The following is a 23,631-nucleotide window of genomic DNA, read 5'->3' on the forward strand; positions in this document are numbered from 1 at the left end:
GAGACACGCCCCGCCAATGCCGGCCCAAAGCATTTGGACACTTCTCAGTTGGGGCCCCGATGGCTGGAGTGACGACATCGCCTCCGGCGTGCTGGTCACGATTGCGTTGGCGCTCGCCACGCTCCCGATCGGCCTGGTGATCGGCTTTTTCGTCGCCTTCGCCAAACAGTCCCAGGAACCGTCACTGCGGCTCGCGGCCAACATCTACACGACGGTCTTTCGCGGCCTGCCCGAACTGGTGACGCTGTTCCTGTTCTTCTTCGGCATGCCCCTGCTGCTGCAATATGTCGTGCGCCTGTTCGAACCCGAGGCGGCAGTCGACGTGAACAGCTTCATTGCCGGCATGATCGTGCTGTCGCTGATCTTCTCGTCCTACGCGAGCGAGGTCTTTCTTTCCGCCTTTCGCGCCATTCCCAAGGGCCAGTATGAGGGCGGCTACGCCATTGGCCTTTCGAAATGGCAGACGATGCGCCTGGTGATCCTGCCGCAACTGCTGCGCATCGCTTTCCCGGGCCTCGAGAATTGCTGGCTCAGCCTGCTCAAGGACACCTCGCTGGTGTCGGTCGTCAACCTCGCCGAAACCTTGCGCAATGCCGGCGTCGCGGCCCGCGTCACCAAGCATTCGTTCCTCTTCTACAGCGTCGCGGCGCTGGTCTTCCTTGTGCTCGCCATCCTGTCGTCGATCGCGACCGGTTATATTCTGCGTTCGCTCGGGCGGAGGGAGGCGCGATGAGCGTCAGCCAGGCCATCGCCGTCGACAGACCGCCGCCACGGGCGCGCGGCTGGCCGCGCGCCCGTATCGTCGGCTACGCGCTGGTCGGCGTGTGGATCCTCTTCGGCTTCGGCATCGTGGCCTATCTCGTCCACGCCTGGAACGCGGAGTTCTTCGCCAGATACGCGCCGGCCTATCTGCAGGGGCTGGGAACCACCCTGTCGCTGGTGGCCATTTCCATGGTGACTGGCGCGATCCTGTCGCTGCCCGTCGCCTACGGACGCATGTCGAAGAACAAGATCTTGTCCGGTCTCGCCTATTGCTACGTCTATTTCTTCCGCGGCACGCCGCTGCTGGTGCAAACCTATCTGGTCTACTATGGCGTCGGCTCATTCCGGCCTGAGCTCGAAACGGTCGGGCTGTGGTGGTTCTTCCGCGAAGCCTTCTACTGCGGCGTCTTTGCCTTCTCGCTCAACACCGCCGCCTACCAGGCCGAAATCCTGCGCGGGGCCATCGAAAGCGTGCCCAGGGGCCAGTGGGAAGGCGCCGCATCGCTCGGCCTGCACAAGCTGCAGACGCTGCGCAAGGTCATCATGCCGCAGGCGATCATCGTGGCGTTGCGGCCTTACGGCAACGAGCTCATCCTGATGATCAAGGCTTCGGCCATCGTCGCCATCATCACGGTCTACGACCTGATGGGAAATGCGAAGCTCGCCTACGCCAAATCCTTCGACATCCAGGCCTATATCTGGGTGGCGATCGTCTATCTGGTGCTGGTCGAGATCCTGCGCCACGGCGTCGAATGGATCGAGCGCCGGATCACCATTCACCTCAAGCGATAGAGCGCCTGAGCAATTCCAGGAAAAGTGCGTGGCGGTTTTCCGTCCGGAATAAGCTGAACCGCTCTGGCTCGCCTGCACCAGTCGATGCGGCTCCGCGTGCCTTGACGAATTTTTCGCATGGCCTAGACCTTCCGCCACTGGAATCTCTGTTGGAAGGCAGGCTTATGGCATCGGTTGCATTTCTCGGTCTTGGCGTCATGGGCTATCCGATGGCCGGGCACCTCAGGAACAAAGGCGGCCATGACGTCACCGTCTATAACCGCACGACGGCGAAAGCCGAGCAGTGGGTCTCCCGGCATGGCGGCAAGCTGGCGCTGACGCCGGCCGAAGCGGCCGCGGGCAAGGACTTCGTCTTCTCCTGCGTAGGCAATGACGACGACCTGCGCTCGGTGACGACGGGCGCCAAGGGCGCCTTCGCCGCGATGAAGAAGGGCTCAGTTTTCATCGACAACACCACTGCTTCGGCCGAAGTAGCGCGTGAACTCGCCGAAGCCGCCGAAAAGGCCGGCTTTTCCTTCCTCGACGCGCCGGTGTCGGGCGGTCAGGCCGGCGCCGAGAACGGCGTGCTGACGGTGATGGTCGGCGGCGAGCGGTCGGCCTTCGACAAGGCAAAACCGGTCATCGACGCCTTTGCCCGCATGGTGGGGCTGATGGGTCCGGCGGGCGCCGGCCAGCTCACCAAGATGATCAACCAGATCGCCATTGCCGGCCTCGTCCAGGGATTGGCCGAAGGCATCCATTTCGGCAAGAGGGCCGGTCTCGACATCGAGAAGGTCATCGAGGTGATCTCCAAGGGCGCAGCCGGCTCCTGGCAGATGGAAAACCGCCACAAGACGATGAACGCCGGAAAATACGATTTCGGCTTTGCCGTCGACTGGATGCGCAAGGATCTCGGCATCTGCTTGGCCGAGGCCAACCGCAATGGCGCCAGGCTGCCGGTGACGGCGCTTGTCGACCAGTTCTACAAGGACGTTCAGGACATGGGTGGCCGGCGCTGGGACACGTCCTCGCTGCTGGCTCGTCTGGAAAAATAGGCGACGATGGCCCTGCCCGATTCGAGCTGGAGCGCCGACGACATCGTCGCCCATTTGCGCTCGATCGGCACGAAGGAAAACCTGGCCGGCATGGCGCGGTTCGGCATCAACACCGCGACCGCACTTGGCATCGGCAATTCCGATTTGCGGCCGCTGGCGCGCAAGCTGAAGAAGAACCACGAACGGTCGCTGCTTCTTTGGAACACCGGCATCCGCGAGGCGCGGCTGATGGCCGCCTTCACCGGCGAGCCGAAGAAGCTCGACATCGGCCAGTGCCGGCGCTGGGCCGCCGACTTCGACAGCTGGGAGATCGTCGACACTGTCGCCGACCTATTTGCCGAAACACCGTTCTGGCGCGAGCTGATCGAGGAATTCGCCCAGGATGAACGCGAGTTCGTCCGCCGTACCGCCTTTGCCATGCTGGCCTGGGGCACGGTGCATCTGAAAAAGGAGCCGGACGCGACCTTCCTTGCCTATCTGCCGCTGGTCGAGAAGCATGCGGGCGACCCGCGCAACTTCGTTCGCAAGGCGGTCAACTGGGCGCTGCGGCAGATCGGCAAGCGATCGATGGCGCTGCATGCACCTGCCCTTGCGCTGGCCGAGAAACTGGCGGCATCGTCCGACAAGACGGCGCGCTGGATCGGCAAGGACGCTGTCAAGGAACTGACGGATGCCAAACAGCTCGAACGGCTCGCCGCCCGAAAAACTTGACCTCGCCTCCATCCGCTTCATCGAGGTGACGCGGGAAACGCGCGGCCGTTTCGAAACCTTGTTCGAGCAGCCTGGCGCGCCGAAATATTGCTGGTGCATGGCCTGGCGCCATTCCGGCCGTGAGCACATCCAGAACGACGAGAAGAAGCGCATGATGATGGCGCGGATCGAGGCAGGCACGCCGGTCGGCATCGTCGCCGAGATCGACAGCAAGATGGTCGGTTGGTGCTCGGTCGCGCCGCGCGAGACCTACCGCAAGCTTTCCAAGCAGCAGGATGACAGCGAGACAGGCGTCTGGTCGATCGTCTGCTTCTATGTCCCAAGGGTTTTGCGCGGCAGCGGCTTGGCTTCATCCTTGCTTGACGCTGCCATCAAGCACGCCTTTGCCAAAGGCGCGCGCGTGGTCGAGGCCTATCCTGTCGACGCGGCCGCCCCGAGCTATCGCTTCATGGGTTTTCGCGACATGTTCGCAGCCCGCGGCTTCAAAGAGGTTGGCACTGCGGGCACTCGCCGGCATGTGATGCGACTGGAACGTTGAGCGGTCACGATGCTTTTACTCGATTCCGAAAAAGGATTGACGAAGGATGGGCACGACCATGAGCAAGCGTTTCAAATCGATCGCGATGCTGGCGGCCGCGCTCGCGCTCACCGCCACAGGCGCCGACGCCGCGGCCGATGTCGCGCACATCTTCTGGAAGGATCTGCGCCCGGCGACGCAGGCAGTCGCCGCGGACGCCAACCTGCCGATGATCGCAGCAAAGCTCCCCGATCACGGCGAGACGCTGTCGCTCGATTTGCAGGACAAGACCATTCAATTGGCCGGCTACGCATTGCCGGTCGATCGCGACGGCGACCTCGTCTACCAGTTCCTGCTGGTGCCTTGGACCGGCGCCTGCAGCCACATGCCGACGCCGCCGCCGAACCAGATCGTGCTGGTGACGCCTGCGCATCCCTACAAGATGGCGGAGGCCTACCAGCCGGTCTCCGTGACCGGCGCGCTGAAGCCCGGTTTGGAGAAGAGCCAGCTCTTCATCCTGGATGGCGTCCTGATCGTCCAGTCCGGCTACACGGTGCGCAGGGCCGAAGTGGCCGGCGTCGAGAACGTGCCGGACGCCGTCACGTTGCCGGTCAACTCGCCGTGGAATTTCCTCAACAAAAAGAAGAACTAAGTTCTATCGTCTCAGACAGCGCTTACGCCGCGTTCGCACCCGACTCCTTGTCCAGGATCATGTAGTCGAGCGGGATTTCGGTCGTGTACTTGATCTGCTCCATGGCGAAGGACGACGACACGTCGCGGATCTCGATCTTGGCGATCAGCCGCTTGTAGAAGGCGTCATAGGCGGCAATGTCGGGCACCACCACGCGCAGCAGATAGTCGACGTCGCCGCTCATGCGGTAGAACTCTACCACTTCCGGAAATTCCTGGATGACCTCGGAGAAGCGCCGCAGCCATTCATGGCTGTGCGAATTGGTGCGGATCGACACGAAGACGGTGACGCGCACATTGACCTTCTCGTGGTCGAGAATGGCCACGCGCCGCTTGATGACGCCCTCTTCCTCGAGCTTCTGGATGCGCCGCCAGCAAGGTGTGGTCGACAGGCCGACTTTCTTGGCGACATCGGCGACCGCAAGTGTCGCGTCCTCCTGCAGGAGGCGGAGAATTTTTCGGTCGAGGCGGTCCATCGGGAGAACTCCAGGGGAATAGTTTCGCTATAATCCCTTTTATCAGGGCCTTTCACAAGAAAGAAATTCTGCCGATGGCGGCAAAAGCGAGTGATATCTTGCCGAATGCCTAACCGATGCGATAGCGGATTTCCGACCGCAGGAAAGGCAGCAAATCCATTTCAAACCAGGGATTCTTCTTCAGCCAGGCGGTGTTCCGCCAGGATGGATGCGGCAACGGCAGCACCCTGTGGCCGGCCGCCTCATCCCAGATGGCACGCCAGTTTTTGACCGTTTCCGTCAGCGACGATCCACGCGCCATGCTCATGTGCCAGGACTGCGCGTAGCCGCCGATCGTCAGCACCAGATCGATTTGCGGCATCAACGCCATGAGCGGCGCGCGCCAGGCCGGCGCGCATTCGCGGCGCGGCGGAAGATCCGCGCCCTTGGCGTCCTGCCCCGGAAAGCAAAAGCCCATCGGCACGATGGCGAATTTTCTCGTGTCGTAGAATTCTTCGCTGCTGACGCCGAGCCAACTTCTGAGGCGATCCCCGGAAGCATCGGTGAACGGCATGCCTGAGATGTGAACCTTGGTGCCCGGCGCCTGGCTGGCGAGCAGGATGCGTGCGCTGGACGACGGCCTGAGCACTGGCCGCGGCTCATGCGGCAAGGGTCGGCCGCGCGGCTGCTCGACGCAGATGCGGCAGGCCCGCACCTTGGCGGTGAGGCATTCCAGCTCTTCGCTCATATCGGGCAGTTCGTCCAAACCCAGCCTCAGGCAGCGGCGCTTGGCCGGCTGGCGAGCGCCGCGTGCCAGCGCAGCACGTTCGTGCACTCTTCAGGCACCTTGATGCGGGCCGGCTTCATGAAATCGATGGCGATCAGCCCCGTGATGTCGGCGACCGAATAGGTGTCGCCTGCGGCAAATTGCCTGCTAGCCAGCTCGCGGTCGAGGAGATGCAGGAACTCGATCGCCTTGGGCTTGTTTGCCTCGCCCCATTCCGGGATCTGCGGCACCTCCCACTCCTTCATCGCCGGGTGGATGTGCCGGAACGCCGCGGCAACGCAGCTCATGAGATTGAGCTCCATGCGTCTTTGCCACATCTCGACCATGGCCTTGCCGAGCGCGCCTTCGCCGAACAAAGCGGGCTCGGGATGCAACTCCTCGAAGTAGCGGCAGATGGCTATCGATTCGGTGATGATGGTGCCGTCATCGAGTTCCAGCACCGGCAGCCGCCGCAGTGGATTGCGCGACGCCACGGGCTGCTCGCGATGTTCCAACGCGCCCATATCGACTGGCACCAGCGGAATCGTCAGTCCCTTTTCCGCCAGGAAAACCCGAACCCGCCTGGGGTTCGGCGCGCGACCGCCATCGAACAGCTTCATTCCATTCTCCGATCTTTCACCCCGATCATAGGGCGCGCTTCAATGCATGTCGCCCAAAAGTGCGCAGTGGTTTTGGGAGAACGACATGCATCGAACAGAGAATACATGTCGCCCAAAAGTGCGCAGCGTTTTTGGGGAGACGCACATGCACCAAACAGAGCATCACCGGAAGCGAACAAGCTCGCGCAGCGCATCGCCGAGTGAAGCCAACGTGCCGTGCCTCCTCTCGACCGGCTGATCGTGATGGCTGTCGCGCCAGTCCTGCGGCTCTTCGAAGGAGCCGGCCCAGATGCCGGCCTTGGCGGCTCGCGCAACAATCTCCTCGGTTTCGAAGTCGCCGAAGGCGACCGCCCATCCAGCCTGCACTTGAGCACGGTTGAGATCTGTGTCGCCTGCCTTGCAGTCGCCGAGCAGCCTGCCGTAGCGGTCGCGCTGCCAGCCGCAGCAGGAAACCGGCCTGTTGGCGATCAGCCGCACCAGCGACTGCCGCGCAAGCTTGCCGCAGGGATAGTCTGCGCCGTCCTTGCGGCACGACTGGGTGTACTCCGGGGCGTCGATGCCGCGCATGCGGATGCGCTCGCTACCGAGCGTGATCGAATCGCCGTCATTGACGATCGCCATGCCCTGTTCCTTGCGCGTTTCGAAGCGGTCGAGCCGCGCCGCCACCAGGATGAAGAGGCCGAGCAGAAGCGCGGTCAGCGCGTAGTCCAGCAGTCTGCGCCACAAGGTTCGCGGCGGGGCTGGCGCATATCGCCGGCGCGGTCTTCGCGACCAGGAACGGCTCATATGGCAAACAGTCTCTTAATCATTCGAACGTAGCTTAACGAACTGAAAATCGCTGCGCGCAGAAATTGAACTTGGCATGCCTTTGCTACGCTCGGACACAGCGGACAAATTCATTGTGGACCGCAGGAAACCGCATCGCAACAGCGATGTGGCGCGCGCGGTGCGCAGGACGCGTGATCGTCTCTCGCAGCAGGCCGGCAGCCTCGACTTCGACCGCGAGCTGCTGAAGCTGCATGCGCGCGCCATGGCGGTCAGCGCGATCGCCATACCGCTGCTCGTGCTCACCGTGGCGGCAGTCGGCCGCTTTGCCGGCTTGGGCAACCAGGTCGCCATCTGGGCTCTTTTCACCCTTCTCTGCTACACGATCGTCGCCTTCATGGCGCGGCGCGTCGAGCGCACGGAGGCGGCCGAGCTCGACCCGGTACGGACGCGCCGCGATTTCCTGATCGGCCATGCGCTATGCGGCCTCGGCTGGGCCTGGTTCGCCTGGCTGGGCTGCGCCACATGCCAGGTCGACCAGTTCCATGTCGTCAAAGCCATGGTGCTTCTGGTCGCCATGGCGACGACCGCGGTCATGGCATCGTCGCTGGGCGGCGCCCTGCTTGCGACCTTCGCCGTTCCGGTCGCGGTCTATGCCTATGCCGTCGCACGTGTTTGGACGCCGATCGAAGGGATCATGGCGGCGCTTCTGTTCGCCGCCCTGCCCTTTTTCGGCTACGTCGCGCGCCATCTCAACCAGGCTTCGTGGATGGTGCTCTCCTTCCGTTCCGAAAAGGACGCGCTGATCGCCGAGGTCGAGACGGCGAAGTCGATGTCCGACGAGGCCAGGCGGCGGGCCGAGGACGCCAATCTGGCGAAGTCGCGCTTTCTCGCTTCGATGAGCCATGAGCTGAGGACGCCCCTCAACGCCATCCTCGGCTTCTCTGAAGTGATGGCCAATGAAGTGCTCGGACCGATGAACAACCCGACCTATCGCGATTACGCGCGTGACGTGCATGATTCCGGGCAGCATCTCCTCGACCTTATCAACGAGATCCTCGACCTGTCGCGCATCGAGGCCGGCCGCTACCAGCTCAACGAGGAGCCGGTGGTGCTGGTGACGATCGTCGAGGACTGCTGCCACATGATGGAGCTCAGGGCCCGCAATAAGGACATCCGCATCATCCAGGAGTTCGAGACCACCCTGCCGCGCCTGTTCGGCGACGAGCGGGCAATCCGGCAGATCGCACTCAACCTGTTGTCCAATGCCATCAAGTTCACCCCGTCGGGTGGCGAAGTCCGCGTCCGTGTCGGCTGGACGGCGGGCGGCGGTCAGTACATCTCGGTCAAGGACAACGGTCCCGGCATACCGGAAGAGGAAATCCCCGTGGTGCTTTCGGCCTTCGGCCAGGGCACGATCGCCATCAAGAGCGCCGAGCAGGGAACCGGTCTCGGCCTGCCGATCGTGCAGGGCCTGCTCGATATGCATGACGGCGAGTTCGAGCTTCACTCCAAGCTGCGCGAAGGCACCGAGGCCATCGCCATCTTCCCGCTGAGCCGGGTGATGGAGGAATTGCCGGCGCTGCCGACCAAGGCCGTCGCCGCGCGGCGGCGCTAGGTCGACGCCGACCCAGTTGGCGCGCGCCTATCCTCTCCGGCCCGCACCGCCTTCCTGCCGACCTTGCATTCCGCCTTGCGTATTCCCAGCGGTATATATGCCCCACCGGGGCCGCCGCGCCCGCAAGGACGCGATCCGCTCCGATGGAATTGCCGTGCTATCCTTACATCGGCCCGGGCATCATCTTGGTCGGTTTCTCCAGCATCGGAAACTCGGCCTTGTTGCATTTCACCTTCGGGTTCGTCGGACTGAACATGCCGTTCGGATTGTCGCTGAACAGCCAGGCGTGAAGATCGTAGTGCACGAACTCCTTCGGGATCAGCGGATAGTGCCCCTCCATCGGCCCCATGAATTTCTGGCCAAATAGGCTCGGCGCTTCCTTGACGTCCGGCGTCAGCGGCACCAGCCATTCCACCGCGACCAGCTTCAAGCCTTTCTTGGTCGGCTCGTAGATCAGCACGTTGGGTTTCATCGGGTCGAGCTTCTTGCCGACGCTCGGGACGTTGACGAAATGGACGCCCATGGCGCCCTTCGGATAGTCCATCGTGCCCGGTATCTTTTCGCCGCTGTAGTAGACGCAGCCTTCGGTCGACAGATAGAGATCGCGGATGGCGGCCTGGTAGTCTTCGTATTTGGCCAACGATTTTTTCAAGGCTTCGAGGTCGGCCTTGTTGGCGTCTTCGGCCTGAGCCGTGGCGGTGCCGAGCCAAGCGCCAAAAAGACCAGTCAAAACGAGGACGCCGCAGCGCCCTAAGCGAGCCGTTCTTGTCATGCATTCCTCCCAGACTTTGATCTGGCCGTGCAAGACCGAGGCGAAATGTTGATAGCGCGGCCAGTTGTACCGCCTCATCCCCTCTGGAACAGCGTCGATGCTAGTCTTTTCCCTGGTTCTGGAAAAGTGCCAATTAGAAGAAGCTAATGTCCTAAGACTTTCGATCTAAGTTGCGGTCAGGACGAACAAAAACGGCCCCCGGAGGAGCCGTTTTTGTTTGATCGGGCCGCTCTCCGCTGGAAGCGGCTTTTCTCAGGTGAGCGGCGACAGCTGGATCTCGACGCGCCGGTTCTGGGCGCGGCCGGCGGCCGTCGCGTTGGAGGCGATCGGACGCGTCTTGCCGAAGCCGGTGACGGCAAAGCGGCGGGAATCGACGCCCTGGCCGGAGAGGTAGTTGGCGACCGCGAGGGCGCGGCGCTGCGACAGGTCGAAATTGTGCTCGTCGCCGCCGGTCGAATCGGTGTGGCCGAAGACGTCGACGGTGGTCTGGCGGAACTTGTTCAACACCAGCGCCACCGAGTTCAGCACCGGGTAGAAGCCAGGCTTCACCGCGTCCTGGTCGACGTTGAAGGTGATGTCGGACGGCATGTTGAGGATGATCTGGTCGCCGCTGCGGGTGACGCTGACGCCGGTGCCCTGCAGCTGGCGGCGCAGTTCCGCCTCGTTCTGGTCCATCGTCGCGCCGATCGCACCACCGGCGAGCGCGCCGATGCCCGCGCCGATCAATGCGTTGCGGCGGTCATTGCCGCCGGCAAGCAGACCAAGGCTGGCGCCTGCCAGGGCGCCGAGGCCGGCGCCGGCCGCCGTGTTGGAGATCTTCTGGTCACCGGTATACGGATCGGTAGTGGTGCAGGCGCTCACGAGCACAGCCGTCGCCACGACGACGAGCACGGTCTTCTTCATAAGATGGTCCCTCTCCAAATCGCAGCCATCGCGGCCGCGCCAAATCAGCCCTTCCGCATGCCTTGTAACATGAATTGCGGCAAAAAGCGGAACGGCAAAGTGCTACCAGAGGTTCTTGCCGTCGATCACCACCACTTCGACCTTGTCGAGGTCGAAATCGTCGAACAGCCGGGAGTTGACGCTGATCTTCGGGTTGTCGAAGTCAGGCTCACCGGTCGACCAATCAGGGGTTTCGGTGAAGGTGCCGCAGCCGCAAGTGGCGCAGAAGCCGTGTTTGATGGTTTTCGAGCCCCAGCGGTAGAAGGAGACGTTCTCGGGCGGGCTGGTGAGCTTGAACTGCGACGGGACGTAATATGCCCAGAGCGACCCACGCTTGGAGCAGAAAGAGCAAGTGCATTGCGTTACAGTCTGCGGCGCTTCGGACACTTCGAACGTCGTCGCCTTGCAATGGCAGCTTCCCTTGATGGTCATGAACGTCACCTCTCCTTGTCCGCCGCCCGTCTGGAATTGCTCCAACTGCAAGGCAACATAAAGAAGTGGTCCTGACAACCATTGTCGGCAGAGTCGGTGGCACTGCCCTACCCAGGGTCAGCCCGTCACGCGCTTGGTAGTGTGCTGAGAGTTCTGCAAATTCGCTGAGAGAGGGCGGTCATGGCAGGCTGGTGATTGTTCACGTCACCTGATTCCCGCGAAGGAACGCCACCATGACCAAGATCGAAGATAAATCCGCCATAGCTGCCGTCAAAGACATTCTGCTTTCGAACCCGGATGGGCTGCACGAAGTGATCCGCGCAGTGATGCAGGAGGTCCTCGAGGCCGAGATGGACGAGGCGCTGGGCGCTTCGAAGAGCGAACGGACACCGGAGCGGCTCGGCTATCGCTCTGGGTATTACGGCCGCACGCTTGTCACCCGTGTCGGCAAGCTGGAGCTGCGGGTTCCGCAGGACCGGCAGGGGCGCTTCTCCACCGAGCTGTTCGAGCGCTACCAGCGCTCCGAGCGGGCCTTGGTGGCGACGCTTGCCGAGATGTACGTGCAAGGCGTGTCGACCCGCAAGGTCAAGGCGATCACCGAGGAGCTGTGCGGGCATGCCTTCTCGGCCTCGTCGATCTCGGCCATCAACAAACGGCTGGACGAAAGCCTGAAGGCCTTTGCCGAGCGCCCGCTTCAAGAGCCCTTTGCTTACCTCGTGCTCGATGCCCGCTACGAGAAGGTGCGCGAGGCCGGCATCGTCATGAGCCAGGCGGTGCTGATCGCGGTCGGCATCGACTGGGACGGGCGGCGCCAGATCCTGGCCGTGGAGATGGCCAATCGCGAGAGCCGCTCGGCCTGGAAGGACTTCCTCGTGGCGCTCAAGGCGCGCGGTCTCAGGGGCGTCGAACTGGTCGTGTCCGACGACCATGCCGGCCTGGTCGCGGCGATCGGCGAGGTGATTCCGGAAGCGGCCTGGCAACGCTGCTACGTGCACTTCCTCAGGAACGCGCTCGATCACCTGCCGCGCAAGCACGGCGACGACTGCCTGCAGGAGCTCAGATGGCTCTACGACCGGCGCGACCTCGCCGAGGCCAAGGCCGATCTCGCCGCGTGGCTTGCCAAATGGTCGGGCCGCTATCCGCGGCTGACGACGTGGGTGGAGGAGACCATCGAGCGCACGCTGACCTTCTTTCGCCTGCCGCGCCAGCACCACAAGCACCTGAAGTCGACCAACATGCTGGAACGCCTCAACGAAGAGATCAGGCGCCGCACCTATGTCGTGCGCATCTTTCCCAACGCCGAAAGCTGCCTGCGCCTGGTCAGGGCGCTGGCCGTCGAAACCAACGAAAACTGGATGGAGGCCAACCGCTACATCAACATGGACGACCTGCGCGAGCACAAGAAGCTCGCTCTGCGCCAAGCCGCATGACCAGCCTCATGGCCGCCCCTTTTTGCAGAACTTGACGCACACAACCACGCGCTTTTGACCGGGCACCCAGCCCGGCCAGGTATTCAGAGCCTAAAGCATGTATCCCGAAAGTGGGAACCGGTTTCGGGACAAAGACATGCGTAAAATCAAAAACCTAAAGCGCATGGAGCGAACCTGAAAGATCGCGACGCGCTTTAGTAGGACGGCGGGGGCACGAATAGGCAGATGGTCTTGCCGGCATCGAGCCCGGCCTGGTGCGCGCACCAGTGATATTCGCCGTCGGGCGAATTCTTGACCCGCTTGTCGCTGTAGGCGACCACTTCGCCCGTGCCTTTTATCACATAGCCGTCCGGCCGCTCGCCGATCGATGTCTGCGGCACCTCCTTGCAATCATAGTTGGCGCAACAGGCAAAGGGGTAGCTCCAGCCTTGCGGTAGCGCCGCCGTGGGTTTGGCGTCGTGCGCGACGGCGGTTGCAGTCAGCGTCACCATCCCAACCGTGGCGAACAGGGAAAACAGGAGTCGGCCGGCCGGGCGAACGGCTCGGGCCGATCTTGACTTGGCAGCAGACATCGAAGCGTTCCTTTCGAGCTTCAAGCGTTTTCGCTTGCCCGTTCCCGGAACGTGTCTTCCCAGTGGCCGGATCGTCAGTCGCAGATAAGCCGCGTCCGGCCATAAATGCTTCTATCCCCCAGCCCGAATGCTGGGCTGATTCCTTGGCCGGCGCAAGAAGTGGGCGCGCCCTCGGATCGCACCGGGGCTGCAGCATCGGCCGCAAAAAGGTGCGCCGACTTGGTTAATGAGAATTGAACGACAAGCCTGCGACCAGGGTGCCTAAGAACGAAATTCCGCTAATGGAAGTTCCGGCTGTCAGCCGGTGACATGTTCACGATATTGCGGCAGGTCGTCCGTAATCGTGAACCATGGCGCCTTGGAACCGACGAAGATGTGTGCATTCGGGCGAATGCTGGGGTCGTCCGTCAACGTCCCCATGGCGACATGGACGTAGGCGCCCTCACGCACCAATGAATAGAGCAGCGAGCCGCATTGCCCGCAATGCGCGTCGTGGCCGTCGGCATCACCGTGGATCAGCAGCCTGTCGCCGCCCGCGGTGAGACGAAACTTGTCGCGCTCGATGCCGGCGAAGGGTTTGAAGGCCGAGCCCGTGGTGCGACGGCAGTTCGAGCAATGGCAATTCGCGGCGTAGACGAACTCGTCGGCCACCTCGTAGCGAGCCTGGCCGCAGAAGCACTTTCCCGTAAGCGTTCGAACCATTGGCTCCTCCGTCGCCGTGATGCGTGGGACCCTAACGCCTGTCTCCGAAAGTGGGAACCGGTTTCGGGACAAAGACATGCGCAAAAAACCTAAAGCGTATGGAGCGAATCTGAAAGATCGCGACGCGCTTTAATCGAGGTCCGCCACCGCCTCGCCGGCGCCGCCCTCGATGCGATGCGACAGCGAGGCCTCCATGAACTCGTCGAGGTCGCCGTCGAGCACGCTTGACGGGCTGGTGTTTTCGACGCCGGTGCGTAGATCTTTCACCAGCTGATAGGGCTGCAGCACATAAGAGCGGATCTGGTGGCCCCAGCCGATGTCGCTCTTCGATGCCTCGGTGGCGTTGGCTACCGCCTCGCGCTTCTTCAGCTCCTCCTCGTAGAGCCGGGAGCGCAGCATCTCCCAGGCCTTGGCCCGGTTCTTGTGCTGCGAGCGCTCGGCCTGGCAGGCGACCGCGATGCCGGTTGCGAGATGGGTGATGCGGACCGCCGAGTCGGTCGTGTTGACGTGCTGGCCGCCCGAGCCGGAGGAACGATAGGTATCGATGCGCACGTCGGATTCCGAGACATTGATCTCGATCGAATCGTCGATCACCGGATAGACCCAGACGCTGGCAAACGAGGTGTGGCGGCGGGCATTGCTGTCGTAAGGCGAGATGCGCACCAGGCGATGGACGCCCGATTCCGTCTTCAGCCAACCATAAGCGTTGTGGCCCTTGATCAGCACGGTGGCCGACTTGATGCCGGCCTCCTCGCCATCGTGGACTTCCAGCACCTCGACCTTGAAGCGACGCCGTTCGGCCCAGCGCGTGTACATGCGCAGAAGCATCGAGGCCCAGTCCTGGCTCTCGGTGCCGCCGGCGCCGGCATGGATTTCGAGATAGGTGTCGTTGGCGTCGGCTTCGCCCGAGAGCAGCGTCTCGACCTGGCGGGCCTTGGCCTCGCCCTGCATGGAGCGCAACGCGGCTTCGGCTTCGGCGACGACGCCCTCGTCGCCCTCTTCCTCGCCAAGCTCGATCAGGCCGATATTGTCCTCGAGCGCCTGGGTCAGCCCTTTGACAGCCCCAATACCTTCCTCGAGGCTCTGGCGCTCCCGCATCAGCTTCTGCGCTTCGATGGGGTCGTTCCAGAGGCTGGAATCCTCGGCGCGCGAATTCAGGTATTCAAGCCGCTTTATGGCCTGATCCCAGTCAAAGATGCCTCCTCAGCAGGGTTATCGCCTGCCTGATCTCGTCGACAATGTTCTGCGTTTCCGCGCGCATGGGTCTTCGTTCTGTCCTGTTTTTCTCGTTCTGTTCGGAATCGGCGCGATACATAGGCACGGCACCGCCGCCTGTAAAGCGAAATGGGCCGGCGTTGACCCGCCGGCCCATTTCGGAATTCTGAAATCCTAGTAGAGGCCGCCGCCGCCGTCCTGGATGGCCTGGTTGGCCTGCGGCGACAAGGCACCGCCGGCGCCGTTGGAACCGTCCGCGCCCATGCCGATGACCCAGTAGCTGTCGGCCGGACCGGTGCCGGGCTTGAAGGCCTCGATGATGGTGTTGGGATCGCCCTCGGCTGCGCGCATGCCGGTCTTGCGGTTGATGGCGATCAGCTTCATGCCTTCCGGAACCTGGAAGTCGACATTGGGCGTGCCGTCGAGAGCGACGCGCATGAAATCCTTGAAGATCGGCGCGGCGAGACCACCACCGGTGGCGCCCTTGCCGAGGCCGCGCGGCGTGTCGTAGCCCATGTAGAGACCGACGACCAGGTTCGGCGTGAAGCCGATGAACCAGGCGTCCTTCTCGTCATTGGTCGTGCCGGTCTTGCCGGCGATGTGGCGGCCAAGCTCGGCGATGGTGGCGCCCGTGCCGCGCTGCACGACGCCCTCCATCATCGAGGTGATCTGATAGGCGGTCATCGGATCGAGCACCTGCTCCGAATTGTCGACCAGCTCCGGCTCGGGCTGGTTCTTCCATTCGGTGGCGTTGCAGCCCTCGCAGCCGCGTTCGTCCTGCTTGAAGACGGTCTTGCCATAGCGATCCTGGATGCGGTCGATCAGCGACGGTTTGATCGACTTGCCGCCATTGGCCATGATCGAATAGGCCGACACCATGCGCATGACCGTCGTCTCGCCGGAGCCCAGCGCCATCGGCAGATAGGGCGCCAGATGATCGTAGACGCCGAAGCGTTCGGCGTACTCGACAACCAGCTTCATGCCCATGTCGTTGGCGAGCCGCACGGTCATCAGATTGCGTGACTTCTCGATGCCCGAACGCAAGGTGGCGGGGCCGGCGACCGTGCCGTCATAGTTCTTCGGCGTCCAGGTCGTGTTGCCGCTCTGGATGGTGATCGGGCCGTCCATGATCACGGATGCCGGCGTGTAGCCGTTGTCGAGCGCCGCCGAATAGACGATCGGCTTGAACGAGGAGCCCGGCTGGCGCATCGCCTGCGTCGCACGATTGAATTCCGACTGCGCGTAGGAGAAGCCGCCGACCATGGCCAGCACACGCCCGGTATGCGGGTCCATGGCAACCAGGCCGCCTTCCACCTCGGGCACCTGGCGCAGGCTGTAGGCATTGTCCGAGCCGTCGTTCTTCTGCACGAAGACGACGTCGCCCGGCTCCAGCACTTCCGCCGGAGACTTCGCCCTGACGGACTTGCCGTTGACGAAATGGCGCATGGCGAAGCCCATATCGTCCTTGCTGACGGTTCCCTCGACACGGTCCTTGACGAGGTCGCCGGAGACCTGACGCGCCGGCTGAATGCCGATGGTCAATCCGTCGGCCGAACTGTCGAGCACGACGGCCAGCGTCCATTCCGGCACGTCCTCCAGCCCCTTGACGGCACCGAGCGGAACGCCCCAGTCGCCGGAAATGTCGATATGGGTCACCGGTCCGCGATAGCCGCGCAGCATGTCGTATTTCAGCAGCCCGTTCTGCATCGACTTGCGGGCGATCAGCTGGATCTTCGGATCGAGCGTCGTGCGCACCGACAGACCGCCCTCGTAGAGCGCGTTCTCGCCGTAGCGGGCGATGATCTGGCGGCGCACCTCCTCGGTGAAAAATTCGCCCGCGAACAGATAGGAGCCGTTGCGGCGCGGCTTAACGCCGAGCGGCTCGGCCTTGGCCTTCTCGCCCTCGTCATGGCTGACGTAACCGTTCGCGACCATCTGGTCGATGACCCAGTTGCGGCGCTCGAGCGCGCGGTCGGCATGCTTGAAGGGATGGTAGTTGTTGGGGCCCTTGGGCAGCGAAGCGAGGTAGGCGGCCTCGGCGACGGTGAGCTCATTGACCGACTTGTCGAAATAGGTGAGCGCGGCGCCCGCGACGCCATAGGCGCCGAAGCCGAAGAATATCTCGTTGAGGTAGAGTTCGAGGATGCGGTCCTTCGAATAGGCCTGCTCGATGCGGAAGGCCAGGATCATCTCCTTGATCTTGCGCTCATAGGTCTGGTCGGCGGTGAGCAGGAAGTTCTTGGCCACCTGCTGCGTGATCGTCGAGGCGCCGACCTGACGCCTGCCGGAGCCGAAATTCTGCAGGTTGACGATGATTGCGCGACCAAGGCCGGTGATGTCGATGCCGGGGTGGTTGTAGAAGTTCTTGTCCTCGGCCGACATGAAGGCTGCCTTGACGCGATCCGGGACCGCCTGGATCGGCAGATAGAGGCGCCGCTCGCGCGCATACTCAGCCATCAGCGAGCCGTCGGACGCATGGATGCGCGTCGTCACCGGCGGCTCGTATTTGGCCAGGACTTCGTAGTCAGGCAGATCCTTCGTCAGATGGCCGATGTAGATGGCGAGGCCGGCAGCGACCAGCAGCGCCAGCGTCGTGCCGATGCCGAAGAAATAGCCGATGAGACGAATCATGCCCGCTCCAGTCCGAGGTTCGGGATTTTCCTAGACGAAGCCGACAGTCGCGCAAGCTTCCCGGGGCGGTTCCCAATCCGCAATGAAAAACCCATGTCGCCACCATGTGGACAAAATACGGCAGCGCCAAATTTCAGGACTCGGTCCGACAAATAATAACGCCACGTGTTGTCGTCGCGCAACGCCGCTTGTGGTTGTGGTACGGCTTGTGGTTGTGGGCGGATGCAGTCCCGTCAGCCGCCAGCCCGGGCTCCGGCTTTCGCCGCGGCGAACAGGGCGACGGCGTTGATTATGCTCTGGGCCGCCTTGCCTCGCCAGTCGGCGCTGAGCAGCTGCGCCTCGTCCTTGCTGTTGGAGAGATAGCCAAGCTCGACCAGCACGGAGGGAACGTCGGGCGCCTTCAGCACCTTGAAGCCCGCCGAGCGCTGCGGATTGTTGATCAGGCCGACGCTGGTCGACATCTGGCCGACCAGCGTGTGGGCAAAACTCATCGAAAAGCCGTGCGTCTCGCGGCGGATCAGGTCGATCAGGATGTCGGTGACATCCTTGTTGTCGTCTTCGATCTTCATGCCGGCGAACTGGTCGGACAGGTTTTCGCGGTCGGCTTGCGCCTGAGCCTGGGGATCGGAAGCCTTGTCGGAGAATGTATAGACCGTGGCGCCTCGGAGACCCTTCACGGCGATGGTGTCGGCATGGATGGAGATCAAAAGATCGGCCTCATGCTGGCGGGCGATGCGTACGCGCTCGTCGAGCGGCAGGTACGTGTCGTTGTCCCGCGTCATAAACACATCATAGCTGCCGACCGCGGCCAGCTTGTCGCGCAACTCAGCGGCGAAGGCGAGCGTGACGTTCTTCTCAACCGTGCCGCCGGGGCTCTCCGCGCCGCCGTCGACGCCGCCATGGCCGGGATCGATGACGACCGTGAAACGGTGACCCGGCGCGGAAACCGGCCCGGTGCCGACGCGGCCGCCCTTGTCGGTGGAAACGGTCGAGCCGGTCGTCAGCGACTGGTTGGCGAGGGCTTCGTCGAATTCCCGTGCCGATGCGGCCGACATGTCGATGGCAATGCGATAGCCACTTCCGTCGTCATTCTTCAGCACGTCAAGCTTGTCGACGACGAAAGGCCCCTTGCCCGTGAGGATCAGCCGCGAGCCTTTGCCCTGATCGCCGTAGCGAACGGCGCGAACGAGCCCGCGCGGCTTCACATCCTTGGCGTTGAGAGCGAATCGCGTGCGCGGCAGGTCGACGACAAGGCGGTTGGGGCCGCGCAGCAGGAACCACTTCACGTCCGGTTCGCGGTCGAAGGTCACGACGATGCGCATCCTGGTGGCGTCGCCGGCCATCTTGTAGCCGGTTGCGCCAAGCAGCCCATCGGCCCGCGCGGCGGCGGTCAGGCCAAGCAGGACCGCCAGCAGGAAAAGGGTTCTTGCCACCAGTCGGAGATGGCCGGCGGCGCCACGCCACTTGTCTGCGGTGCCTGCCAGTCCCATCTCTTGTCCGTCGCTCCCGGTTTGGCGCCATGCGCCGGGTCGTTTCACAGAAGGGCCTGTCTGGCCGCCAACTCGATTAACGATTGGTATCCAGAGAAGGTTAACCAAGCCTTTTCATGCAGCGGTGGAGCGCGACCTTCCCCAACGGAAGCGCTTTTTGCCGGCATCCGAAATCGGGGTTGCCTTCCACCCCGCCAAATCATAAAAGCGACATTGGATCACTGCAATCCTGGAACCGCCCGCCTCTGCATTTCCCGCCGGGGTAAGATATGAAGGCGCTTCCGGGTTTCAGGTGATCGCGACGATTTTCGTAGGCGCACTCCCGTGGCGGGGGATCGCTTGCGCGATGAAAACGGCCGGGGATGTCCCGCGCCGGCTCTGTATGAGCAAACAAGCTGGTCCGGCTAAAGCCCGGGCTTTGGTTCAAAAGGTTCTGCTGGGTGCCGATGGCTTCAAGCGCAATCATGGAAAGGTCCGCATCGAACCGCGCCATTGTGGCTGCGGGCGGCACCGCCATCGCGTTGAAGCTCCGGCCGGCGGACATTCAATTATCCGGCATCCACACAAATCCAGGCACACAGCGGCGGGGTCTGCCTCGCCAGCTGCGGCTGATGGCTGCCGGGAGGAAACGAAATAATGCCCAACAAGATGCTGATAGACGCCTCCCACCCGGAGGAAACACGCGTTGTTGTCGTTCGCGGTAACCGCATCGAAGAATTCGACTTTGAATCCCAGGACAAGAAGCAGCTCAAAGGAAACATCTACCTCGCCCGCGTAACCCGCGTCGAACCTTCCCTACAGGCAGCCTTTGTCGAATATGGCGGCAACCGTCACGGTTTTCTCGCCTTCAGTGAAATTCACCCCGACTACTACCAGATCCCGGTCGCCGACCGTCAGGCACTGCTGCGCGCCGAAGCGCAGGAGGCCGAGGATGAAGACGACGAGGAGGTGGAGGCTGGCGAGGAACAGCAGGCGCGCGATCGCGGCAGCCGCCGCAGCCGCCGGCGCGGCGGCAAGAATCGCGACCGCGCCGAGCAGAAGCGCGGTGCTGAAGCTGCCGGTTCCGAGGAAATTAGCGAACACGCCGGGGAGACCGCGGCCTCAGACGATTCCGACAATGCGCCCGGCGATGCAGCCGATGCCCCGACGGAGACCGCCGAAACAGTCTCCGAGACCGTCGAGGCCGTGACCGAGGCCGCTGACGAAGAGGGGAACAAGGCTCCCGAGGCCAGCAGCAGCGAGACCGCCGGAAGCGAAGCCGCCGAGCACGCGGATGACAAGCCGTCCGAGGGCGGCCCCACCTCGATGGCTGCGAGCGTCGACGCGGACGTGATTTCGGAAGCGGTGCCGCAGGCCGAATCCGACAGCGAGGTCGCTCCGGCCAGCGAAGCCGCCCCCAGCGACAACGATCGCGGCATGCTCGAAGAGGTGCAGTCGGCGCATTCCGACGAGCACGAGATCGAATCCGTCGGCGCCGAGGATGCGCTGGAAGAGGTCCGCAACCGCCGTAAGCCGGTCCGCCGCCAGTACAAGATCCAGGAGGTCATCAAGCGCCGCCAGATCCTGCTGGTCCAGGTCGTCAAGGAAGAGCGCGGCAACAAGGGCGCGGCGCTGACCACCTACCTCTCGCTCGCGGGCCGCTACTCGGTGCTGATGCCCAACACCGCGCGTGGCGGCGGCATCTCGCGCAAGATCACCAACGCCCAGGACCGCAAGCGGCTGAAGGAGGTCGTCGCCGACCTCGAAGTGCCGCAGGGCATGGGCGTCATCCTGCGCACCGCCGGCGAAAGCCGCACCAAGGCCGAGATCAAGCGCGACCACGAATATCTGATGCGGCTGTGGGAAAACGTCCGCAGCCTGACGCTGCAGTCCACGGCCCCTGCCCTGGTCTATGAGGAAGGCAGCCTGATCAAGCGCTCGGTGCGCGACCTCTACAACAAGGACATCGACGAGATCCTGGTCTCCGGCGAGGACGGCTATCGCGAGGCCAAGGACTTCATGCGCATGCTGATGCCGAGCCACGCCAAGGTGGTGCAGCCTTACCGCGACACCACGCCGATCTTCGTGCGCAACGGCATCGAGGCGCAGCTCGACCGCATGCTGCAGCCGCAGGTGACGCTGAAGAGCGGCGGCTACATCATCATCAACCAGACCGAGGCGCTGGTCTCGATCGACGTCAACTCCGGCCGCTCCACCAAGGAGCATTCGATCGAGGACACCGCGCTCCACACCAATCTGGAAGCCGCCGAGGAAGTCGCGCGGCAGCTCAGGCTGCGCGACCTTGCCGGCCTCATCGTCATCGACTTCATCGACATGGAGGAGAACCGCAACAACCGCTCCGTCGAGAAGCGGCTGAAGGATCACCTCAAGAACGATCGCGCCCGCATCCAGGTCGGCCGCATCTCGCATTTCGGGCTGATGGAGATGTCGCGCCAGCGCATCCGCGCCAGCGTGCTAGAATCGACGATGAAGCCCTGCCCGCATTGCGGCGGCACCGGCCATGTGCGCTCGGACTCTTCTGTGGCGCTGATGGTGGTGCGGGCGATCGAGGAATTCCTGCTCAAGGATTCGCGCAGCCACATCACCGTGCGCACGCCTGCCGCCACCGCGCTCTATGTGCTCAACCACAAGCGCGCCAACCTTGTCGAGCTCGAGGCTCGGTTCGGCCTGACCATAACGCTCGAAGCCGACGAGACGCTGGGCGCGCAGCACTACGCGATCTTCCGCGGCGCCGTTGCGGAGAAGCCGGAAGGCTTCGTCGAGGTGCGCAGCCTGCCGACCTATGTCGAGCCGGAGGAACCCGAGGACGAGATCGTCGTCGAGGAGGAAGAGGAGGTTTCGGTCCAGGCCGAACAGCCGCGTCACCCGCAGCAGGGACAGCAGCGGTCCGAGGACGGAGAAGGCGGCCGCAAGCGCCGCAAGCGGCGGCGGCGGCGCGGCGGCAAGGATCGCGACCGCGAGCATCAGGCCCATGGCGATGCCGTTTCGGCCCCAGCGCCGGCGGATGCAGCCGCGGCGTCAGGCGAAGCAACGGCCGAGGTAACGGCTGAAACACCGGCCGGCGCGGAAGCGGCCGAAGAGGATCACGGCAAGAAGCGCCGTCGCGGCAAGCGCGGCGGCAAGCGCAATCGCCGCGAGGAAGGCGAAACCGGGGCCGATGCCAGCGCCGGCGATGGTCTCGAAGGCGGTGAAGCGGAAGTCGAAGCTCCCGAAGGCGCGCCGCCGGTCGCTGCAGCCGAAGAGCAGGCCGCGCCCTCGCCCGCCAATGACGATGCATCGGAGACGGAGAAGCCGAAGAAGCCGCGCCGTGCTTCGCGATCAAAGAAGGCTGCCGAGGAAAAGGTGGCCGAGACCGCGCCCGAGCCGGTCGAGGAGTCCGCCGCGCCCGAGGTTGCCAAACCGGAACTGGCAGCAGCCGCTTCCGCTGCGAGCGAGGCCGAGGCGCCCGCCAATGCGCACCCGACGCGGCGCAAGCCCCAGTCGATCGACGCGCCGGTCGTTCCCATCGTTTCGTCCAACGTCTCCGAGGAGGCCAAGGCCGAAGAAAAGCCGAAGCGCGCCGGCTGGTGGCAGCGGAAAGGCTTTTTCTAGAATTTTCAGTCGACTAGGCTGATCTTTTAACAAAAATCCCGCGCCACCCCGGCGCGGGATTTTTTGTTTTCGATGCGTTTTGATTTCTGAAGCCGAACCCTTAAGGCGCGTCGCGGATCCAGGCGCGCCGCGCCTTAAGCTTTTGTTTTGATGCTTCTCCGCTGCGCACTTTTGGGCGACATGCATTGGCTCAAGGCGCGAAGATCGACCAGTTCATCATCCTGGCTAGCTTCTCCAGCGCGATGGAGCCGAGCTTGGAGTTGCCGTACTCGTTGAGGCCTGGCGACCAGACGGCGATCGAGGCCACGCCCGGCACGATGCCGAGAATGCCGCCGCCGACGCCGCTCTTGCCCGGAATGCCGACGCGGAAGGCAAAGTCGCCGGAGCCGTCATAGTGGCCGCAGGTCAGCATCAACGCGCCGATGCGGCGCGCCCGCTCCGGCGACACGACCGAATGGCCGGTCGCCGGATTCCTGCCGCCATTGGCAAGGAAGCGGCCGGCCATGGCGAGCTGCCGGCAGCTCATCGCAATGGCGCAATGGTGGAAGTAGACGCCGAGCGCCAGCTCCGGCTCGTGATGGAGATTGCCGAAGGATTTCATGTAATTGGCCAGAGCGAAGTTGCGGTAGCCGGTGGCGCGCTCGGAGGCCGCGACCTCACGATCGATGATGATGGTGTCGTCGTCGGCAAGGAACTGGACGAAGCGCAGGATTTCGCCGATCGCCTCGCGCGGCTGATGGCCGGCGAGCAGGACGTCGGAAACGACGATGGCGCCGGCATTGATGAACGGATTGCGCGGAATACCGTTCTCATGCTCGAGCTGGACGATCGAATTGAACGGATTGCCGGACGGCTCGCGGCCGACGCGGTGCCAGAGCGCATCGCCGACCTTGCCCAGCGCCAGTGTCAAGGTGAACACTTTCGAGACGCTCTGAATCGAAAACGGCTGATCGGCGTCGCCGGCAAGGATGACGCGGCCGTCATTGGTCACCGCGGCAATGCCGAATTTCCTTGGATCGACCTTGCCAAGCTGCGGGATGTAGGTGGCGACATCGCCACGATCGGTGCGCTCCCCCATTTCGGCGGCCACCTCGGCCAGCGCTTGCTCGAGTTCCGGCATGGCT

At 63.4% G+C, this 23,631-nt stretch carries 23 protein-coding genes; 9 read left to right on the forward strand and 14 right to left on the reverse strand.

All coding sequences use genetic code 11. The features are described 5' to 3' along the window. Positions 1–16 precede the first annotated feature (16 nt). The 6 genes from QAZ47_RS21680 (at position 17) to QAZ47_RS21705 (ending at position 4,468) form a co-directional block, all read left to right on the forward strand. Positions 17–733: an ABC transporter permease gene (locus tag QAZ47_RS21680; RefSeq protein ID WP_278074288.1), complete on the forward strand. Its 717-nt coding sequence runs from the start codon at positions 17–19 to the stop codon at positions 731–733. Next, entirely contained in the window at positions 730–1,554 is an 825-nt protein-coding gene (locus QAZ47_RS21685) for an ABC transporter permease (protein WP_278202719.1), read from the forward strand. The genes QAZ47_RS21680 and QAZ47_RS21685 overlap by 4 nt, the downstream gene beginning before the upstream one ends. A gap of 164 nt (positions 1,555–1,718) precedes the next feature. Further along, the gene (locus QAZ47_RS21690) at positions 1,719–2,588 is read left to right on the forward strand and encodes an NAD(P)-dependent oxidoreductase (RefSeq protein WP_278202720.1); all 870 of its coding nucleotides are present in this window, start codon (positions 1,719–1,721) and stop codon (positions 2,586–2,588) included. 6 nt (positions 2,589–2,594) lie between these two features. Beyond that, the gene (locus QAZ47_RS21695) at positions 2,595–3,299 is read left to right on the forward strand and encodes a DNA alkylation repair protein (protein WP_278202721.1); all 705 of its coding nucleotides are present in this window, start codon (positions 2,595–2,597) and stop codon (positions 3,297–3,299) included. Next, positions 3,259–3,837, forward strand: coding sequence for a GNAT family N-acetyltransferase (locus tag QAZ47_RS21700; protein ID WP_278202722.1), 579 nt, complete (start codon positions 3,259–3,261; stop codon positions 3,835–3,837). Before QAZ47_RS21695 ends, QAZ47_RS21700 begins: the two co-directional genes overlap by 41 nt. Before the next feature lie 58 nt (positions 3,838–3,895). Continuing rightward, entirely contained in the window at positions 3,896–4,468 is a 573-nt protein-coding gene (locus tag QAZ47_RS21705) for a DUF3299 domain-containing protein (RefSeq protein ID WP_278202723.1), read from the forward strand. Between the two features lie 22 nt (positions 4,469–4,490). On the opposite strand, the gene QAZ47_RS21710 is transcribed toward QAZ47_RS21705, so the two are convergent. The 4 genes from QAZ47_RS21710 to QAZ47_RS21725 all read right to left on the reverse strand — a co-directional run bounded on the left by QAZ47_RS21710 (position 4,491) and on the right by QAZ47_RS21725 (position 7,133). Further along, positions 4,491–4,982: an Lrp/AsnC family transcriptional regulator gene (locus QAZ47_RS21710; protein WP_066992738.1), complete on the reverse strand. Its 492-nt coding sequence runs from the start codon at positions 4,980–4,982 to the stop codon at positions 4,491–4,493. 109 nt (positions 4,983–5,091) lie between these two features. Further along, on the reverse strand, positions 5,092–5,796 hold the full coding sequence (locus tag QAZ47_RS21715) for a uracil-DNA glycosylase family protein (RefSeq protein ID WP_278202724.1): 705 nt from the start codon (positions 5,794–5,796) through the stop codon (positions 5,092–5,094). Then, positions 5,736–6,347, reverse strand: coding sequence for a glutathione S-transferase (locus QAZ47_RS21720; protein WP_278202725.1), 612 nt, complete (start codon positions 6,345–6,347; stop codon positions 5,736–5,738). Before QAZ47_RS21720 ends, QAZ47_RS21715 begins: the two co-directional genes overlap by 61 nt. A gap of 162 nt (positions 6,348–6,509) precedes the next feature. Continuing rightward, positions 6,510–7,133, reverse strand: coding sequence for a thermonuclease family protein (locus QAZ47_RS21725; protein WP_278202726.1), 624 nt, complete (start codon positions 7,131–7,133; stop codon positions 6,510–6,512). A 76-nt stretch (positions 7,134–7,209) separates the two neighbouring features. Here QAZ47_RS21725 and QAZ47_RS21730 point away from each other — a divergent pair, with 76 nt between their 5' ends. Then, positions 7,210–8,730 (forward strand): ATP-binding protein, encoded by a 1,521-nt coding sequence (locus tag QAZ47_RS21730; protein WP_278202727.1) that lies wholly within the window; start codon positions 7,210–7,212, stop codon positions 8,728–8,730. 163 nt (positions 8,731–8,893) lie between these two features. On the opposite strand, the gene QAZ47_RS21735 is transcribed toward QAZ47_RS21730, so the two are convergent. From QAZ47_RS21735 to QAZ47_RS21745, 3 genes are all read right to left on the reverse strand, one after another. After that, complete coding sequence (locus QAZ47_RS21735; RefSeq protein WP_278202728.1) at positions 8,894–9,502, reverse strand: hypothetical protein; 609 nt, start codon at positions 9,500–9,502, stop codon at positions 8,894–8,896. A gap of 252 nt (positions 9,503–9,754) precedes the next feature. Next, positions 9,755–10,405, reverse strand: coding sequence for an OmpA family protein (locus QAZ47_RS21740; RefSeq protein WP_040969274.1), 651 nt, complete (start codon positions 10,403–10,405; stop codon positions 9,755–9,757). A 102-nt stretch (positions 10,406–10,507) separates the two neighbouring features. Next, positions 10,508–10,876: a GFA family protein gene (locus QAZ47_RS21745; protein WP_278202729.1), complete on the reverse strand. Its 369-nt coding sequence runs from the start codon at positions 10,874–10,876 to the stop codon at positions 10,508–10,510. 233 nt (positions 10,877–11,109) lie between these two features. On the opposite strand from QAZ47_RS21745, the gene QAZ47_RS21750 reads away from it, so the two are divergent. After that, a complete protein-coding gene (locus QAZ47_RS21750) occupies positions 11,110–12,306 on the forward strand; it encodes an IS256 family transposase (RefSeq protein ID WP_278203348.1) in 1,197 nt (398 codons plus the stop codon). A gap of 194 nt (positions 12,307–12,500) precedes the next feature. Here the strand turns inward: QAZ47_RS21750 and QAZ47_RS21755 are convergent, their stop codons facing one another. The 6 genes from QAZ47_RS21755 to QAZ47_RS21780 all read right to left on the reverse strand — a co-directional run bounded on the left by QAZ47_RS21755 (position 12,501) and on the right by QAZ47_RS21780 (position 19,460). Continuing rightward, positions 12,501–12,878 carry a hypothetical protein gene (locus QAZ47_RS21755; RefSeq protein ID WP_278202730.1) on the reverse strand — a complete coding sequence of 126 codons (378 nt, stop codon included), beginning with the start codon at positions 12,876–12,878 and terminating at the stop codon, positions 12,501–12,503. Positions 12,879–13,175: 297 nt separating this feature from the next. Further along, on the reverse strand, positions 13,176–13,580 hold the full coding sequence (locus QAZ47_RS21760) for a GFA family protein (protein ID WP_278202731.1): 405 nt from the start codon (positions 13,578–13,580) through the stop codon (positions 13,176–13,178). Between the two features lie 129 nt (positions 13,581–13,709). After that, positions 13,710–14,841 (reverse strand): peptide chain release factor 2 gene (gene prfB / locus QAZ47_RS21765; protein WP_278230661.1). Its coding sequence is split into 2 segments (ribosomal slippage): positions 13,710–14,774 and positions 14,776–14,841, totalling 1,131 coding nucleotides; the frame shifts between segments, so codons are not numbered across the junction. A 128-nt stretch (positions 14,842–14,969) separates the two neighbouring features. Next, a complete protein-coding gene (locus QAZ47_RS21770) occupies positions 14,970–17,426 on the reverse strand; it encodes a penicillin-binding protein 1A (RefSeq protein ID WP_278202733.1) in 2,457 nt (818 codons plus the stop codon). Between the two features lie 233 nt (positions 17,427–17,659). After that, on the reverse strand, positions 17,660–18,916 hold the full coding sequence (locus QAZ47_RS21775; RefSeq protein WP_278230662.1) for an N-acetylmuramoyl-L-alanine amidase: 1,257 nt from the start codon (positions 18,914–18,916) through the stop codon (positions 17,660–17,662). 199 nt (positions 18,917–19,115) lie between these two features. After that, entirely contained in the window at positions 19,116–19,460 is a 345-nt protein-coding gene (locus QAZ47_RS21780; protein WP_278202735.1) for a hypothetical protein, read from the reverse strand. 92 nt (positions 19,461–19,552) lie between these two features. Between QAZ47_RS21780 and QAZ47_RS21785 the strand changes: the two genes are divergently transcribed. After that, the gene (locus QAZ47_RS21785) at positions 19,553–22,507 is read left to right on the forward strand and encodes an Rne/Rng family ribonuclease (RefSeq protein WP_278230663.1); all 2,955 of its coding nucleotides are present in this window, start codon (positions 19,553–19,555) and stop codon (positions 22,505–22,507) included. A 190-nt stretch (positions 22,508–22,697) separates the two neighbouring features. Here the strand turns inward: QAZ47_RS21785 and QAZ47_RS21790 are convergent, their stop codons facing one another. Continuing rightward, positions 22,698–23,627: a glutaminase gene (locus QAZ47_RS21790; protein ID WP_278230664.1), complete on the reverse strand. Its 930-nt coding sequence runs from the start codon at positions 23,625–23,627 to the stop codon at positions 22,698–22,700. Positions 23,628–23,631 lie beyond the last annotated feature (4 nt).

It is taken from the genome of Mesorhizobium sp. WSM4904 (assembly GCF_029674545.1).
In the GTDB taxonomy this organism is placed as follows: domain Bacteria; phylum Pseudomonadota; class Alphaproteobacteria; order Rhizobiales; family Rhizobiaceae; genus Mesorhizobium.